Genomic DNA, 15004 nt, shown 5'->3' with positions numbered 1-15004 from the left:
CGTGTCGGACCGGGGCGGGGCGGTCAGCGGAAGTCGTCCGCGTGGTCGCGGGCCCACTCCTCGAAGGTACGGGCCGGGCGTCCGGTGATGCGCTGGACCTCGTCGGTGACCAGTGGCTCGGTGCCGACCGAGGCGGCGAGGTAGTCGACGAGTTCGGCCGCCACCACGCCGGGGACCCCCTGGGAGGTCAACGCCCCGACGGCCGCCTCCACGGTGACCTTCTCGAAACGGAGTTCACGTCCGAGCGCGTGTCCGATCGTGGCGACCTGGGCGGCCGGGGTCGTCGCCTGCGGCCCGGTCACGTAGGGGGCCGTGCCGAGGTGGGCGCCGGTACGGTCCAGCAGGGCGCGGGCGGTGACGGCGGCGAGGTCCGCCTCGTGCACCGGCGCGGCGACCGCCTCCGGGTAGGGCCCCCGGACCACGCCGTCAGCCTTGATGCCCGCGGCCCACTGGAGCGTGTTGGTGGCGTACGTCCCACCGCGGACGAAGGTCCACTCCAGCCCGGAGGCTCGGATCAGGTGTTCGGCGGAGGCGTGCATCCGGGAGATGAAGCCCTTGTCGTCGGCCGGCGTGCCGGTCACCGACAGGGAGGAGTTGAGGACGACCCGGCGCACGCCCGCCTTGACCGCCGCGTCCACCACCTCGCCCACCACCGCACTGCCGCCCGCGGCGAGGTTGAGATAGAGCGATTCGGCGCCCCGGAGGGCCGGTTCGAGGGACGCGAGGTCGGTCAGGTCGGCCCGTACGGACTCGGCCGCGGTCGGCAGCCCGGCGCGCTCGGGGTTGCGGCTCAGGGCGCGTACCGGTGCGCCCTGAGCGAGGAGCTGCTCGACAAGACTGCGTCCGATGTTGCCGGTTGCTCCGGTCACCACGATCACAAGGGGTCCTCTCGGTCGGGTCGGGAACTGCGTCTTCGAAGACTGCCGAGGCGGTGGCTGACCGCGTTCGGCTCGGCGTTCGGCTCCGGGTTCGGCTCCGGTCGGCCGTACGGAGGTGCAACGGCCGTACGGGGTTACAACGTGCATGCGTACCGGTTGTTCCAGCCGCAGGCCGACCGGGGGCGGTTTCCGGCCACGCCGGACCACGCCGGAGCAACCCCGCGCTGCTCCCGGGAGCCCGGGGCACAACCGGGAAGCCCACGCCCGGACGGGCGCGGGCTCCGATCCGCGCTTGCGGGACGGCCCGGTCGCGGGAGCAGCTCCGGCCGGAAACCGCCGCTCCCGGGCCGCAACCGCCGGGCCCGGCTACCGAGGCGGGTCGTCCGGCTGGTGGCCCGCGCCGAACTGGTCCTTCAAGGCGTCCTGGGCGGTGTCGACCTGGCTGCTGTACCGGTCCTGCGTCCTGCCGTCGACGTAGTCCCCTGCCGAGTCGATGCCCTTCGAAGCCTGCTCCTCGTGGCCCTTCAGCAGCTGCTTGAGCTTGTCCAGTACGGACATGAGTGTCCTCCTTGCCGAGGTTCCCCCGCCCTGCCAGCGTCGCCGCACACCGGGGAGTCCGCACGCCCGCCGGGCGCGGCCCGGGAGCCCGCGAAGCGGCCGGCGGACCGCCGGGCACCGGTCCCGGGCCGGATCCGCCCGCCCGGGACCGGCCGGCGAACTGCCCGGATCCCGCTAAACACCGGTGATCCGGAGCCGCTTCGGCGAGCGGCGCCGCGCGGCACACTCCGCCGGGGCGGCCGGCGGACGATCCGTCGGCGGACGATTTTCCGACGGAGCCCCGAAAAACACGGGCGCACGCACACCCACGGTGTTTAGCTGACCCCATGAACGATTCCCTGAGCGCCGTGACCATCAGGATCAGCGGCCACGACGGTGACGAGATCGAGGCCTACGCGGCCCGTCCGGAGGGTGCGGAACGGCGCGGCGGCGTCGTCGTCATCCACCACATGCCCGGTTACGACCGGGGGACCAAGGAGATCGTCCGCCGCTTCGCGGAACTGGGCTACGACGCGATCTGCCCGAACCTGTACTTCCGGGAGGCCCCGGGAGCCGCGCCCGACGACGCGGCCGCGACCGCCCGGGCCGCCGGCGGGGTCCCGGACGAGCGCCTGATCGGGGACGTGGCCGGGGCCGCCGGATGGCTGCGCTCCCTGCCGACCTCCAACGGGCGGGTCGGTGTGATCGGTTACTGCTCGGGCGGGCGGCAGGCGGTGCTCGCGGCCTGCACGCTGGACCTGGACGCCGCCGTCGACTGCTACGGAGCCTTCGTGACCGGCACGCCGCCGGAGGGCTTCCCGCTGAAGGTCACCAACCTGGTCGGGCAACTGCCCCGGCTGGGCGCGCCGTTGCTGGGCCTGTTCGGCGTCGAGGACAGTTTCCCCGGCCCGGAGCAGGTCTCCGAGCTGGAGCAGATCCTGACCGCCCACGGCAAGGACTTCGAGTTCCACACCTACCAGGGCGCCGGCCACGCCTTCTTCGCCACGGACCGCCCCTCCTACAACGTGGCCGCGGCCAACGACGGGTGGGAGCGGATCGCCGCCTTCTACGCCAAGCACCTGGGAGCCTGAGCATGTGCACCTACACCACCGTCAAGGACGCCATCGACGGCAGTGCCAAGGGGCCGGGCGGCTCCTGGTTCCACGTGTCCGACGTGACGGTGTACTTCGACCACCCCGTGCACGCGATGGCCGAGCACACCCTGAACATCGACTTCGCCGACCCGGCCAAGGGCCCCTCGGCGCGGGTCGCCCTGGAGCTCACCGCGGACTCCGCCCGCAAACTGGTGGCCGCCATCCAGGAGGCCCTTGCGGCGGTCCCCGCCGAACTCACCGGCTGACCGTGCCCACCGGCCCCGGGCGGTAGCCCGGGCGCTGAGTGCGGCGGGCGGGCGGTCGTGGAGGTGGACCGCCTGCCCGCGCCGCCCGGTGCGGCCGCTGACCCCACGGCGTACGGCTCCCCACAGGCGCCCGAGGTCATCCGGGCGGCGGGCCGGCGTCCAGGTGGCGCCAGCGCACCGGATCGAAGCCGCCGGCCGCGGGCCGGGCACCGGGAGCCGTCCTCGGAGGCGGACGGTGGCCGCCGCACTCCAGGACCAGCGCTTCGTTGCCCCCGGGCTGGAACTCGTAGTCGACCTGCTCCAGCCGGGTCGGGATGCCGTGGCAGGCCAGCTCCTCCCGGATCCGGTCGAGCGCACCGTACCGCTCGTCGCTGGTGTGCAGCAGCAGCGGGAACAGCCGCACCTGCCGGGCCGCCACGCGGGCCAGTTCGAGCAGGGCGCTCAGGTGGAAGTCCTCGTCGAGCTGCGCCCCGTAGGAGAACAGCAGGTGGGAGCTGAGCACCAGGTCGAAGGAGCGGTCGGCGAACGGCAGGTGGGGCAGGGCCCCGGCGACGTAGCGGTCGGGACGCGCTGCGAGATCGGCGGCGAAGGTGCGGGCGGCCTGCGCCCGCAGCCGGGTGTAGCGCTCGACGTCGCCGAACCAGGTCCAGACGAAGTTCGCCGCGTTCTCCACCAGGAACGCGTGCTTGTGTTCGATCTCGCGCAGGACCAGCGCGCCGAGCGCGTCCCGGCCCTCGCCGTACCGGTTCCGGCCCCCGCCGTACTGGGGGTCGACCGCGACGGCGTCCGTGCCGCGGGCCCCGGCCACGGCCACGAAGTTCGCCGCCCCGCCCGGACAGTCCAGGATGCGCAGCGAGAGGTCGTGGTCCGACAGCGCGAACATCGCCCGGTACTCGTCGAAGGATCGGGCGCTGACGAGCACGCGGTCAGCCCCTTCCGATGAACGGCATCGCCGTCGGCAGCACGGTGAGGAACTGCACGTTGGCGTCCAGCGGCATCGACGCCATCAGCAGCAGCGCCTCGGTGAAGCGCTCCACGGGGATCGTCGCCTCCACGGCCATGCTCCCGTCGGCCTGCATGGCGGGCGGCTGCGGACTTCCGTCCACCGGGGCCACGTTCCCGACGTCGATCTGCCCGCAGGCGATGCCGAACCTCCGGCCGTCCAGCGACAGCGCGCGGGTCAGTCCGAGCACGGCGTGCTTGGCCGTGGTGTAGGCGATGGAGTTCGGTCGCGGCGAATGCGCCGACGGGGCACCGTTGTTGATGATGCGCCCGCCCGTCGGCGACTGCGAGCTCATCGTGCGGAAGGCCTCCTGTGCGCAGAGGAAGGTGCCGGTGACGGTGGTGTCCATCACCCGCGACCAGTCCTCGAACGGCACGTCCGCGATCGGCCTGCGCGGGGTGGCCGCACCGGCGTTGTTGAACAGCAGGTCCACCCGGCCGAAGTGCCGGCGTACGGTCCGGAACAGGGCCGCGACCTCGTCGGGGTCCCTGATGTCGGTCGGGACGGCGATCACCCGGCGCGGGTCCGCTCCCGCGAGGGCGACGGTCTCCTCCAGCGCCTCCTTGCGCCGGCCGGCCACGGCGATCGACCAGCCGGCGTCGAGCAGGGCGAGCGCACCGGCCCGGCCGAGTCCGCTGCCGCCACCCGTGACGATGCCGATCCTGCCGTTGCCCTCCGTGGTGGTCACAGTACCTCCGTGTTCATCCAGACCCTGAGCATCCGGCGGGAGCCCGGTCCCGGTTCGTCGATGTAGGGCGAACGCCCGTGCAGCACCCGGCTGTTGCGGATGACGAGCAGGTCGCCCGCCGCCATGGGCAGGCCGAAGGCGATCTCCGGCCGGTAGAGGACCTCGTCCAGGACGCCGAGGGCCTCCCACTGGCGGGCGGTCAGCGGCGGCCCGCCGCGCTCGGGGGACGTCCGCACGGTGCGGGTCTGGTAGTAGCAGCCCACCGTCCCGTCCTGCTGGGTGAAGAGGATCGGGGAGACGACGACCTGCTCGCCGACCCGGCCGGTCCGGTCGAAGGTCCAGTCCTCGCGGAGCGTGCCGAGGACGTCCGGCCGCTCCCGCTCGATGATGTCGTGGACGTTCCGGGCGCTCGCCAGCTTGGTGTCGCCCCCGCCCCGTACGGCGGGTTGCAGACAGAGCAGGACGAGCAGGTCGCAGGTGTCGCAGTGGAACCCGAGCTCGGCGGCCCCGTCGCCGTCCCGGTCACGGAGCACCTGGGTCAGGTCGCCCTGGGTGTTCTGGGCGACGACCTCCCCGAACTCCCGCAGGACGAAGGACAGGCCCGTCACGATCTCGTCGTCGGCCGCAGACGGATCGATCAGGTTGCGGACGTGGGCGAAGCCCACCGACCGGATGCTGCCGAGCACGAAGGCGCGCAGCCTCCCGCGCACCCCCTCGGCCCGGCCCCACCGAGCGGCCTGCGAGTCGGCCCAGAGGAGCCGCCGGTCGTCGTCGCCGAGCGGCAGTGACCAGAGCTCGCGTCGGGACTCCAGGTCCGTGCTGCTCCAGCCGATCTCGGTCACGGTGTCATCGGGCATGCCGTGGACTGCTCCCTCCATCATCCGCCTCCATCGTCTGCACCGGGTGGTCAGGCGGTCGCGACGGCCACGGCCCGCGACCACAGCGCCAGTGCCTCGTCGATCTGTTCGGCGCTGACCACGAGCGCCGGAACCATCCGGACCACGTTCAGGTACACGCCGCAGGGCAGCAGCAGCAGACCGAGGTCGGCGGCCGCCTTCTGGGCACGCTGGGCGGTGGCCGGGTCGGGGGTGCCGTCGGGGTGGCAGAACTCGTTGCCCACCATGAGCCCCGGTCCGCGCACGTCGGCGATGACCGGGGCACCGGCCGCGACCTTCCGCAGCCCGTCGGTCAGCCGTCGGCCCTGCTCGGCGGCGTTCTCCACCAGGCGTTCGTCGCGGATGACGTCGAGTGTCGCGAGTGCGGCGGCGCACGCCACCGCGTTCCCGCCGTAGGTGCCGCCCTGCGAACCCGGCCAGGCCTTGCGCATCAGCGCGGTCGGCGCCGCGATCGCGGACAGCGGGAAACCGCTGGCCAGACCCTTGGCCGTGATCAGTACGTCCGGTACGACCTCCTCGTGGTGCTGGTGGGCCCAGAACCTGCCGGTCCGGCCGAACCCGGTCTGCACCTCGTCGAGCACCAGCAGGATCCCGTGCCGGTCCGCGCGTTCTCGCAGTCCGGCCAGGAACCCCGCCGGGGCGGGGACGTAGCCGCCCTCTCCCAGTACCGGTTCGACGAACATCGCGGCGGTCTCGCCGGGTGCGCTGACGGTGGCGAGCACGTGGTCCAGCCCGCGCAGGGCGTGCTCCACGGCCGCCTCCTCGGTCATCCCGAGCCGGAACGCGGAGGGGAACGGCGCCACCGCGACGCCGGGTATCACCGGGCCGATTCCGGCACGGAACCGGGTGCCCGCCGTGGTGAGGGCCGCCGCGCCCATCGTGCGGCCGTGGAACGAGCCGTCGAACACGATCGCGTTCGGCCGGCCGGTGGCGTGCCGGGCGAGCCGCAGCGCGGCCTCCACCGCCTCACTGCCGGAGGTGACGTAGAACAGCGAGTCCAGGCCTTCGGGCAGCACCTCGCCGAGCCGCTCGGTGAGCGTGAGCAGCGGCTCGTGCAGCACGGTGGTGTACTGCCCGTGGACCAGCCGGCCGGCCTGCTGCCGGACCGCCTCGACCACCCGCGGGTGGCAGTGGCCCGTGCTGGTCACCCCCACGCCGGAGGTGAAGTCGAGGTAACGCCGGTCGTCGGCGTCGAAGAGGTGGACCCCTTCGCCTCGGACGGCGACGACGGGCGTGGCTTGTTTGAGCACCGGGGACAGCTGGGACACGGGTCCTACTCTCTGGTCGGCGGGGTTCGGCGTTCGGGGTTCGGTGGAGTACGTGGAGCACCCGGTGACGACCGTGGTCAGGCCGTCAGGCCGTCAGGCCGTCAGGCCGTCAGGCCGTCGGGTTGTCGGGTCGTCAGACCCTCGGGTTGTCGGGTCGTCAGGTCGTCAGGCCCGAGGCCACGGGTGACGGGAGGAAGCCGGCTTCGGTCGCCCACGACAGCGCGGCGGACCACCACTGCGGGGTCGGCGCCGCGAAGCGCACACCGACGCGGCCGAGCGCGGCCGTCGTGCAGGAGCTGTCGACGACGATGTTGCGGTCCTCCAGCTGGGACCAGGCCGACGCCAGCCGGGCCGCGGTCGGATGGGTCCGTTCGGCGTGGCTCAGTGCCCTGGTGAAGGTGTCGTCGTCGGTCAGCGCGATCGGGTAGCCGTGGTCGACGAGCCAGCCGACGAGCTCGTCGTGGGGCACCTCGTGCGGGGTCTCGACGTGGTACACGCCGGGCGCGGCGTACGGATGCATCGCGATCGCCGCGATCCCGGCCGCCACCGTGTCGACGTGGGAGAACGCGAAGGCCGTCGTCGGCCGCCTCGGCGCCGCACCGGCCAGCACGTAGCCGCGGACCAGCTGGTAGATCCGGTTGTCCCCGATGTTGCGCTGGAACGCCCCGGTGCGGCTGTGCGCCGCGATGTGACCGCTGCGGTGGATCCAGTACGGACGGCCCGACGCCGCCCAGGACCGGACGGTCTCCTCGGCACCGAACTTCGCCCGCTCGTAGGGGGTGCGGAAGCTCTGGCCGATCCGCAGGTCGGCCTCGCTGAAACGGCGGGCGGGCCCGTCGACGCGGCCGGCCACCGCGAGCGTCGAGACGTGGTGGAAGCGGGCCCCGGGGGCCTGTGCGTCGATCCACGCCAGCAGTCGCCGCACGGCGGCGTGGTTGGTCCGTTCCAGTTCGGCGGGGGAGGCCACCAGCCTGACGTCCGCAGCGGCGTGGACGACCACATGGGCGCCCCGGGCTCGGGCGAGACCGGCCCGGGACAGGCCGAGGCCCTCCCGGTCGATGTCACCGGCGATCACCTCGACGCCGTCGCGACCGGCACCGAGGCGCCGGGCGGCGTCGGCGTCGCGCTCTCCGCGCACCAGGCAGGTGACCTGCGCGCCGCGTTCGACGAACTCGGTGAGCAGATGCCTGCCGAGGTAGCCGGTGGCCCCGGTGAGCAGCACCCGGTCGGGTTCGCGCACCGCACAGGGACCGCAGCCGGCCGGGCCGGTCGCGGCACCGGGGTGCAGCAGCTGACCCGAGGTCGACACCGGCATCCTGGTGTGCGCCGGCGCCGGGGCCCCGGCCTCGGCCGCCACAGCGCGGGCGAAGGAGGCGACGATGCCCTCCGCACCGTCGTGGGACAGCCTCGGCCACGCGTGGACCAGATCGGTCACCAGCCGGTCCTCGACGATCCGGGCGGTCAGGCGGAGCAGATAGAGCGGATCCCCGGCCGTGCACCGTGCCGCGCCGGCCTGCTCGTCCGCGACGGACCAGGCCAGCGACGGCTCGTCCGGCAGACGGAACGTCCCGAGGAAGTTGAACCCGATCTCGGGGCGGGAGCCTGCCGCGTCCATCGGCAGTTCGGCTGCCTCCCGCACGCGCCGCCCGACCTCGCGCACCCGCTCGGCCACCGCGTCGCGCCCCGTACGGTCGGCGCCGCCGTCCCGGTCCGGGGAGTCGACGGACACCCATTTCACGGCCGTGAACCAGCCGATGGTGTCCAGGTACTCGCCGTCGTCGCCGCCGACATCGCGGCCGTGGGTCTCGACCTCCACCCGCAGCGCGGGTTGACCGCTCCAGTCCGACACGGCGTCGGCCAGCGCTGACAGCAGGAACGCCTCCAGCCCCTGCCCGCGCCCGTGCCGCCCGACGAGCCGGGCGGTCGCGCTCTCGTCGAGCGCCCAGCTGACGGCCACCGGCGCGGTGCTGTCGGCCGCCCCGGCTGCCCCGCTCACCGCGGCCACCGAGCTCACCGAGCTCACCGAGCCCGCCGAGCCCGCCGAGGTCACGGAGGTCACCGGCAGGCGCGGCGCGACCGCCCCAGCGTCGGCGGACGCCGGTGGTGACGCTGCGGCCCACCGGTAGAAGTCGGCCGTCGGCGGAAGGTCGGCCCGCTGCCCGGACAGCGCCGCCCGGTACGCGCGGGCGAGGTCGTCGAACAGGATGCGCCAGGAGAGACCGTCGATGGCCAGGTGGTGCACGACCACCGCCAGCCGGTCGTCCACGCCGGGCGGCCCGGTGAAGAGGTGGACCCGGATCAGGCGCCCCGCCGCCGGGTCGAGGCTGCGGTGCAGTTCGGTGCAGACGCCGCCGACCGTCTCGGCCAGCGGGCCGGGCGGTCGCGGGATCGAGGAGAAGCTCACCACGTCCAGGTCGCCGACGGGCCGCGGGGTGCCGGGGCCGTCCGGGGAGACGGGCCGGCGCAGCGCGGGATGGCGCCCGAGGACTGCCTCGACGGCCGCCGAGAGGGCCGCGGCGTCGACGGCCACCCCGCACCGCAGCAGAACCGACTGGTTCCAGTGCCGGGGGTCGTCGAGGGGCTGCCGGAACAGCCACCGCTGGGCAGGCGCGAGCCGTCGGTGCCGACCCTCGTCCCGGCAGCCGTCCCGGCAGCCGTCCCGGCAGCCGTCCCTGCCGTTGTCCCGACCCTCGTCCCGGGCTGCGGACGGTGGTCGCGTACCGTCCGCCACCGGTACGGCGACCGAGGCCAGCAGGGTCGGAGTCGGGTTCTGGTAGAAGTCCTCGAACGCGACACGGAGTCCGGCCCGGCGCAGCAGCGCGACGGTGCGCATGGCGAGGATCGAGTCCCCGCCGAGGCTCAGCACGTCGGTGTGCGGGCCGACGAACGGCAGGCCGAGCGCATCCGCCCAGAACTCCGCGAGGGAACGGACCAGCGCCGTGTCGATCCGGTCCGGCGGGTCGGCCTGCCCCGTCCGCGCACGTCGGGCCCGGGCCTCGATGATCCCGCTCAGGACCGTGTCCAGGCGTGCACGGTCGAGCTTCCCGTTCGGACCGATCGGGAGGTCCGGCAGGACGAGGATCGGCTGCGGGACCGAGTAGCCGGGCAACCGGTCGCGCAGGTGGGAGCGGAGCGCGTCGAGTGCCACGCTCCCGCCGGGAGGGGCCGCCGACCGTACCGCGGCCACCAGGTGGTTGCCCGCGGGGGTCTCCCGCACGATCACCGCGGCCCGGCCGACGCCCGGGAACTCCTCGATCGCCCGCTCGACTTCGGCGAGATCGACCCGGAAGCCCCTGACCTTGACCTGGCGGTCGGACCGTCCGAGGAAGACGAGGTTCCCGTCCGGCCGGCGGCGGCACACGTCACCCGTCCGGTACAGCGGTTCCCCGTCGTGCCGGGTGAAGCGGCGCGCCGTCTCGGCGGGCCGGCCGAAGTAGCCGGCACTGACGCCCTTCCCGCCGATGAGGAGTTCGCCCGCCACCCCGTCGGGGACCGGCCGTCCGGTGCGGTCGAGCACCCTGAGGTGCACCTCGCCGATCGCGGTGCCGATCGGGACGGTCGTCTCGTCCGGGGGCAGGTCGCCCGCCGCCGAGGCGAGGAAGCAGGTGGCCCCGACGGTGGTCTCGGTCGGGCCGTAGTGGTTGGCCACCCGGTGCGCCACGCCGTCGTCGAGCAGACCGGCGGCGAACGCCCGCGGCAGCGCCTCGCCGCCCAGCAGCACGGTGTGCAGGGCCGGACTCGCGGGGGGCCGTCCTTCCAGCAGCGCCATCAGGTGCGACGGCGTGGTCTTCAGCGCCGACACCCCGGCGCCGCGTAACGACGCCCAGAAGGCCTCCGGATCGCGCACCTCGTGGTCCGGCACCACGTGCACCGAACCCGCGGTCGCGAGTGCGAGCAGCCAGGAGGTGTGGCCGAGGTCGGCGGCCAGCGTGGTGACGTGGGCGATGCACGGGGCGTCGGCATCGGTGTAGCCGAGCCGGTGGCTCAGCGACCGCGCGTAGTGCACCGCGTTGGCGTGGGTGACGGTCACCGCCTTGGGCTCCCCGCCCGAGCCCGAGGTGAAGGAGAGGTAGGCCGGGTCCGTGTCCGGGCCCCGGTCGGCGACGGGCAGATCGGGCGGGCCGGCCGCAGCCAGCGCGTCGACGTCCAGCACCTCGGTGCGGCAGGTCCCCGGCGCCTGGACGGCGGCGTCCGTGGTGAGCGCGCAGCAGACGTCGACGGCCTGCAGGCGCCTGCGCAGATCGGACTCGGACCAGTCAGGGTCGACCAGTACCGCGGCTGCGCCCGAACGCAGCACTCCGTGCAGCAGGGCGCACACGCGGGCGTCCCTGGGCCCGAGCAGCGCCACCCGGTCCCGGCGGCCGACGCCGAGCTTGCGCAGGTGGGCCGCGACGTGCCCCGCCACGATGTCGAGGGTCCGGTAGTCGAGGGTGCGGATCCCGTCGGTCAGGGCGGGCCGGCGCGGGTGGGCCCGGATGTCGTGTGCCAGCAGGTCGGTCAGCGACACATCGGTCAGTAACGAGGTGGGCCGCGTCGTACACGTCACGTCTGTTCGTCTCCGGTTCGTGCGGGTGTCATGGTGTCCGACCTGCCTCCGCCTCGACGCGGGCCCGGACGTCGCCCGCGACGAACGCCTCCAGCCGCGCCGCCCGGGGCAGCCGCCGGGCCACTTCCCAGGCGAGCATCCGGTGCAGGCCGTCGAGGTGGACCAGGCCGCTCCCCAGCAGCAGGTCCGCGTAGTCGGAGTGCGGCACCGGGAGGGTGCTGAGGTACACCGGGGTGAGGGGGGAGCGCCTCAGCAGGTCGAGCTTGGCCGCGCACACCGGGTTCGCCTCGGCCCACTCGGCCCCGCCCGAGCGGATGCGGTCGGCGGCCTGTCCCACCGTCAGTCCGGAGCGCGGCACGAGTTCGAGCCGGCCGCCCTCGCTGAGGTGCCAGGGCAGCATGACGTCGAGGACCTCCGCCCGCGAGAGCCGTACCCGCGACCAGCAGCCGAGCAGGTCGTCGGCACGCCGGAGGTTCTCCTCCCCGTCCCGGTTGGTGTTCGCCTCGTGCGTCGTTTCCACCGGGTGGTTGTGCAGATAGGTCTCCCGGACCTCGGCGAACGCGACCGAGCTGACAATTTCCACGCCGATGCCTCTCACCCGGTTGCGGTGTATTCGGTGAAGTGCCGGTCCGCGAACAGCTCCGGCCACCGTCCCCGGTCCAGGTCGAGCGCCCTGGCGCGGGCGAGCATCTGCCGCCAGAACGGTTTGACCGGCCGCCATCGCGCTCCCACCTGGCAGTACGATGCGTCGACGAAGTAACGGGGGTGGCCGGACCCGGTCGGAGCCGGTCTGCGGGTGTGGAACAGAGCCGAGTTGAGCAGGACGGTCGAGCCGGCCGGCAGTCGGTCGATGACGACCTCGCCCGGCAGTTCGGCGGTGCCCAGGTGGACGAGCGCGGTCTTGTCCGCGGAGTCCCGGTGCGAACCCGGCAGTACCGCGAGGCTCCCGACTGTTTCGTCGAGGCCGCCGAGGTAGTGCAGCGCGTGGACCATCAACAGCGACGGATCCGCACGGTCGTTGGGCTCGTAGTCGTGGTGCCAGGGCTTGCCCGCGATGCCGGGGCTCTGCCGGTCGCTGTGCAGATGGTGGAAGACGAACGAGGGGCCCATGAGCTCCGCGAGCGCGCGCAGCAGCGGGCGGTGGGTGAGGAGTTCACCGTGTGCCGGGAGCTCCAGCTCCAGCACCGGGGGCGGGTCGTGCGCGACCGGGTCGGCGCACGCGGCTATCGAGCGGGCACGCAGACCCTCGTCCACCCAGCGGTCCACCTCGGGCACGAGCCGGCTTCGCAGGGGTTCGGGCAGGAGACCGGGAAGGACCAGGAATCCCGACTCCGCGAACTGGTCCCGCCGTGCTGCGTCAAGGGCCTCACGCCCCTCGAGAAACAGTGGCACTAAAACGACTCACCTCTTTCGGAGCGCGATGACGCGTCGGCCGTCGCGGACTTCCGGTAATCGAATCAGCGGTGGCAGAGCCCGGAGTGATCGCGTCCGGTCGGAATCCGCGTGTTGGAGTCTCTGTCACCGGGCCGGGCGTCACAAGACCCGCATCGAGTCCGGGTGCGGATTTCCGGCCATGCGGATTTCCGGTCCGGATCCTTCGTCCCAATACCGGCTCGCCCGGCGGGACTTTCGACGGGGCGGGCGGCGTGTGCGCAGGCCGGAGGAGGTTTGTCACCGAACGGTGGACGCCTTGAGTCGGATCGCGACGGCGGCCGGCGGGACGTATTCGGGGCCTTCCCCTTGCTATCCGAACATCTCGGACAGTAGATCATGGTTCACCGGGAGAACGGGATCTCGCCTCCGGGTGAAATCCGACCGCTGAACGGCGGATCGACCGCGATGCGTCGCGTGGATCGCCCGATCCTCCCGGCCCTCACCGAGAGGCCGGGGGTGGGTGGGATTTCCGTGGCGTACTGGGCCGATATCCGACGGCTGCGGCAAACCGGGCATATGCCGATCCGGGTGATCGGCCGCCACGGCCGTCGCCGGGCGGTTTGGATGGGAGCGCTGTGCGCTCGTTCCCGGGCCGCGGAGGCGTGCGCCGGACGTTCGTTCCCGGGCCGCGGAGGCGTGCGCCGGACGTTCGTTCCCGGGCCGCGGAGGCGTGCACCGTTGCGGCCCGGTGTGTGCCGGGTGCGGACTCCTGTCCCGCCGAGGCCGGCACCGCCGTGTTCCGCGCGGCCCACGGCGTTCCGCCGGACGCCTCCGCGCACCACGCACCACGCGGCCCCGGCCGGGGCCAGGGCGGTCGGGGGCGACCGGTCGGCCGGAGTTGCCAACCGGCCGTCCGCGCTGTGTGCTGGGGCCGGGGCGTCCCGTCGACGGTTGTGGAGCACGTGCCATGCCAGTGAACCGGATCGGCCTGGTGGTACACGGGGCCCGGCCCGCCGCCCGCGCGGCTGCCGACACCGTTCGGGCCTGGTGCGCCGGACACGGCATCCCGTGCGCCGAGGTCGACGTCTGGAGCGACGGCCGGCCCCGCCTCGGCGGCAAGGAGGAGGCCGCGGCAGCGGGGCACCCCGACCTCATCATCACCCTCGGCGGCGACGGCACCTTCCTGCGCGGAGCCCGGATCGCAGCCAAGGACAACGCCAGGGTGCTGGGAGTGGACCTGGGCCACGTCGGCTTCCTCACCGAGGTTCCCGCCGACGGGGTGCGCCAGGCCCTGGACGCCGTGCACGAGGACCGGGCCACGGTCGAGGAGCGGATGACCCTGACCCTGCGGACCTCCCGTTCGCTGGAGGTCCCCTCGGGCATGGAGCCACTGCTGCGCGACGGCCGGTGCCCGGCACTGCCCACGCCGCAGCCGCGTGCGGACGGCGAGGACGGCGCGGACGGCGCCGGCGGCTGGGGGGTGCCGCTGGACGTGACCGCCCTGAACGACGTGGTGCTGGAGAAGCTCGTCCGGGACCGGCAGGTCGCCCTCGCGGTCTACTTCGCCGGACGCCTGCTGGCCTCGTACTCCGCGGACGCGGTCATCGTGGCCACCCCCACCGGCTCCACCGCGTACAGCTTCGCCGCCGGCGGCCCGGTGCTGTCGCCCCACATGGACGCCGTGGTGTTCACCCCGGTGGCCCCGCACATGCCCTTCAACCGGACCGTGGTCGCCGCCCCCGACGAGCCGGTGGCCGCCCGGGTGCTGCCGCACTCCGGGCAGGTCGTCGTCAGCATCGACGGCCAGCTGCGCGGTGTGCTGGGGCCCGGCGACTGGGTCGGCGTGTACCCGGCCCCGTCCCGGCTGCGGCTGGTCCGGCTGGGACCCACCGACTTCTTCGGCCGTCTCCGTGAGCGGTTCAGCCTCACCGACGCCCCCGCCACCGTCGCCGACGGTCAGGCCCCGGCGCTGTTCCGCTCGCCTGATTCCGACGTACCCGAGGACCTGGTCGGCCTGCGGCTGCCCCCGGCCCTGGAGGAGTGACCTGCTCCGCGGTCGGCGCCACGGCCCGCCGCCGGTGGCCCCGTCGGCAGTGTGGGTCCGCCGGACAGCGGCGCCGTCCGGCCGATGGCGGGGGCTCCGTCGGGGGTGCCGGTGTCGTCCGGCCGCCGTGCGTCAAGAATCCCTCTGCCGGGCCGAGCTGACAATTTGTCAGGAACTCTCGCCGCATTGCGTCCCGGGGGGTGACTTCCGAAACCCGGAGTGCGCTACATTGGCATGCGCACGCAACGTGATCTTAACCTGACGGGCTGTGCCGTTCGCTATCGTCGGCAGCGCGCCGTACCACCGCAAGTGCGCACCCGCACCTCCTCATGCGCCCCCTGGGCGTAGTCCGCAGCTCGGCAGCTCCGGAGCACCCCGTACCGGAGTAGCGATCGTCATCGAACGTGCCC

General features: G+C 73.5%; 12 protein-coding genes. 3 read left to right on the top strand and 9 right to left on the bottom strand.

Annotation, left to right across the window (positions count from 1 at the left end):
• Nucleotides 1-23: 23 nt before the first annotated feature.
• Complete coding sequence (locus tag ACFC1R_RS06895; RefSeq protein WP_375933914.1) at nucleotides 24-872, bottom strand: NAD(P)H-binding protein; 849 nt, start codon at nucleotides 870-872, stop codon at nucleotides 24-26.
• Nucleotides 873-1244: 372 nt separating this feature from the next.
• The gene (locus ACFC1R_RS06890) at nucleotides 1245-1436 is read right to left on the bottom strand and encodes an antitoxin (RefSeq protein ID WP_375933911.1); all 192 of its coding nucleotides are present in this window, start codon (nucleotides 1434-1436) and stop codon (nucleotides 1245-1247) included.
• Nucleotides 1437-1762: 326 nt separating this feature from the next.
• Here ACFC1R_RS06890 and ACFC1R_RS06885 point away from each other — a divergent pair, with 326 nt between their 5' ends.
• Nucleotides 1763-2506 carry a dienelactone hydrolase family protein gene (locus ACFC1R_RS06885; RefSeq protein ID WP_375933908.1) on the top strand — a complete coding sequence of 248 codons (744 nt, stop codon included), beginning with the start codon at nucleotides 1763-1765 and terminating at the stop codon, nucleotides 2504-2506.
• Nucleotides 2507-2508: 2 nt separating this feature from the next.
• A complete protein-coding gene (locus ACFC1R_RS06880) occupies nucleotides 2509-2775 on the top strand; it encodes a DUF6295 family protein (protein ID WP_375933906.1) in 267 nt (88 codons plus the stop codon).
• A 136-nt stretch (nucleotides 2776-2911) separates the two neighbouring features.
• Here ACFC1R_RS06880 and ACFC1R_RS06875 read toward each other — a convergent pair whose 3' ends face one another.
• The 7 genes from ACFC1R_RS06875 to ACFC1R_RS06845 form a co-directional block, all read right to left on the bottom strand.
• Nucleotides 2912-3697 carry a methyltransferase domain-containing protein gene (locus ACFC1R_RS06875; RefSeq protein ID WP_375933903.1) on the bottom strand — a complete coding sequence of 262 codons (786 nt, stop codon included), beginning with the start codon at nucleotides 3695-3697 and terminating at the stop codon, nucleotides 2912-2914.
• Nucleotides 3698-3701: 4 nt separating this feature from the next.
• Nucleotides 3702-4466 (bottom strand): SDR family oxidoreductase, encoded by a 765-nt coding sequence (locus ACFC1R_RS06870; RefSeq protein ID WP_375933900.1) that lies wholly within the window; start codon nucleotides 4464-4466, stop codon nucleotides 3702-3704.
• Entirely contained in the window at nucleotides 4463-5323 is an 861-nt protein-coding gene (locus ACFC1R_RS06865; RefSeq protein ID WP_375933897.1) for a TauD/TfdA family dioxygenase, read from the bottom strand. The genes ACFC1R_RS06870 and ACFC1R_RS06865 overlap by 4 nt, the downstream gene beginning before the upstream one ends.
• A 50-nt stretch (nucleotides 5324-5373) precedes the next feature.
• Nucleotides 5374-6630 (bottom strand): aspartate aminotransferase family protein, encoded by a 1257-nt coding sequence (locus tag ACFC1R_RS06860; protein ID WP_375933894.1) that lies wholly within the window; start codon nucleotides 6628-6630, stop codon nucleotides 5374-5376.
• 157 nt (nucleotides 6631-6787) lie between these two features.
• On the bottom strand, nucleotides 6788-11137 hold the full coding sequence (locus tag ACFC1R_RS06855) for an amino acid adenylation domain-containing protein (RefSeq protein WP_375933891.1): 4350 nt from the start codon (nucleotides 11135-11137) through the stop codon (nucleotides 6788-6790).
• Nucleotides 11138-11204: 67 nt separating this feature from the next.
• Nucleotides 11205-11759 (bottom strand): DUF6309 family protein, encoded by a 555-nt coding sequence (locus tag ACFC1R_RS06850; protein WP_375933888.1) that lies wholly within the window; start codon nucleotides 11757-11759, stop codon nucleotides 11205-11207.
• 11 nt (nucleotides 11760-11770) lie between these two features.
• Nucleotides 11771-12568, bottom strand: coding sequence for a phytanoyl-CoA dioxygenase family protein (locus ACFC1R_RS06845; protein WP_375933885.1), 798 nt, complete (start codon nucleotides 12566-12568; stop codon nucleotides 11771-11773).
• A gap of 949 nt (nucleotides 12569-13517) precedes the next feature.
• Between ACFC1R_RS06845 and ACFC1R_RS06840 the strand changes: the two genes are divergently transcribed.
• The gene (locus tag ACFC1R_RS06840) at nucleotides 13518-14594 is read left to right on the top strand and encodes an NAD(+)/NADH kinase (protein ID WP_375933882.1); all 1077 of its coding nucleotides are present in this window, start codon (nucleotides 13518-13520) and stop codon (nucleotides 14592-14594) included.
• The last annotated feature ends 410 nt before the right edge of the window (nucleotides 14595-15004 follow it).

The organism is Kitasatospora sp. NPDC056138, assembly GCF_042264695.1.
In the GTDB taxonomy this organism is placed as follows: domain Bacteria; phylum Actinomycetota; class Actinomycetes; order Streptomycetales; family Streptomycetaceae; genus Kitasatospora.
Note: the sequence above shows the minus strand (reverse complement) of the source record. Positions and strands in the feature narration are given on the sequence as shown.

Coding starts and splice junctions, on each gene's coding strand:
- ACFC1R_RS06890 (WP_375933911.1), bottom strand. CDS start 1,436: ATGTCCGTACTGGACAAGCTCAAGCAGCTGCTGAAGGGCCACGAGGAG.
- ACFC1R_RS06885 (WP_375933908.1), top strand. CDS start 1,763: ATGAACGATTCCCTGAGCGCCGTGACCATCAGGATCAGCGGCCACGAC.
- ACFC1R_RS06880 (WP_375933906.1), top strand. CDS start 2,509: ATGTGCACCTACACCACCGTCAAGGACGCCATCGACGGCAGTGCCAAG.
- ACFC1R_RS06865 (WP_375933897.1), bottom strand. CDS start 5,323: ATGCCCGATGACACCGTGACCGAGATCGGCTGGAGCAGCACGGACCTG.
- ACFC1R_RS06840 (WP_375933882.1), top strand. CDS start 13,518: ATGCCAGTGAACCGGATCGGCCTGGTGGTACACGGGGCCCGGCCCGCC.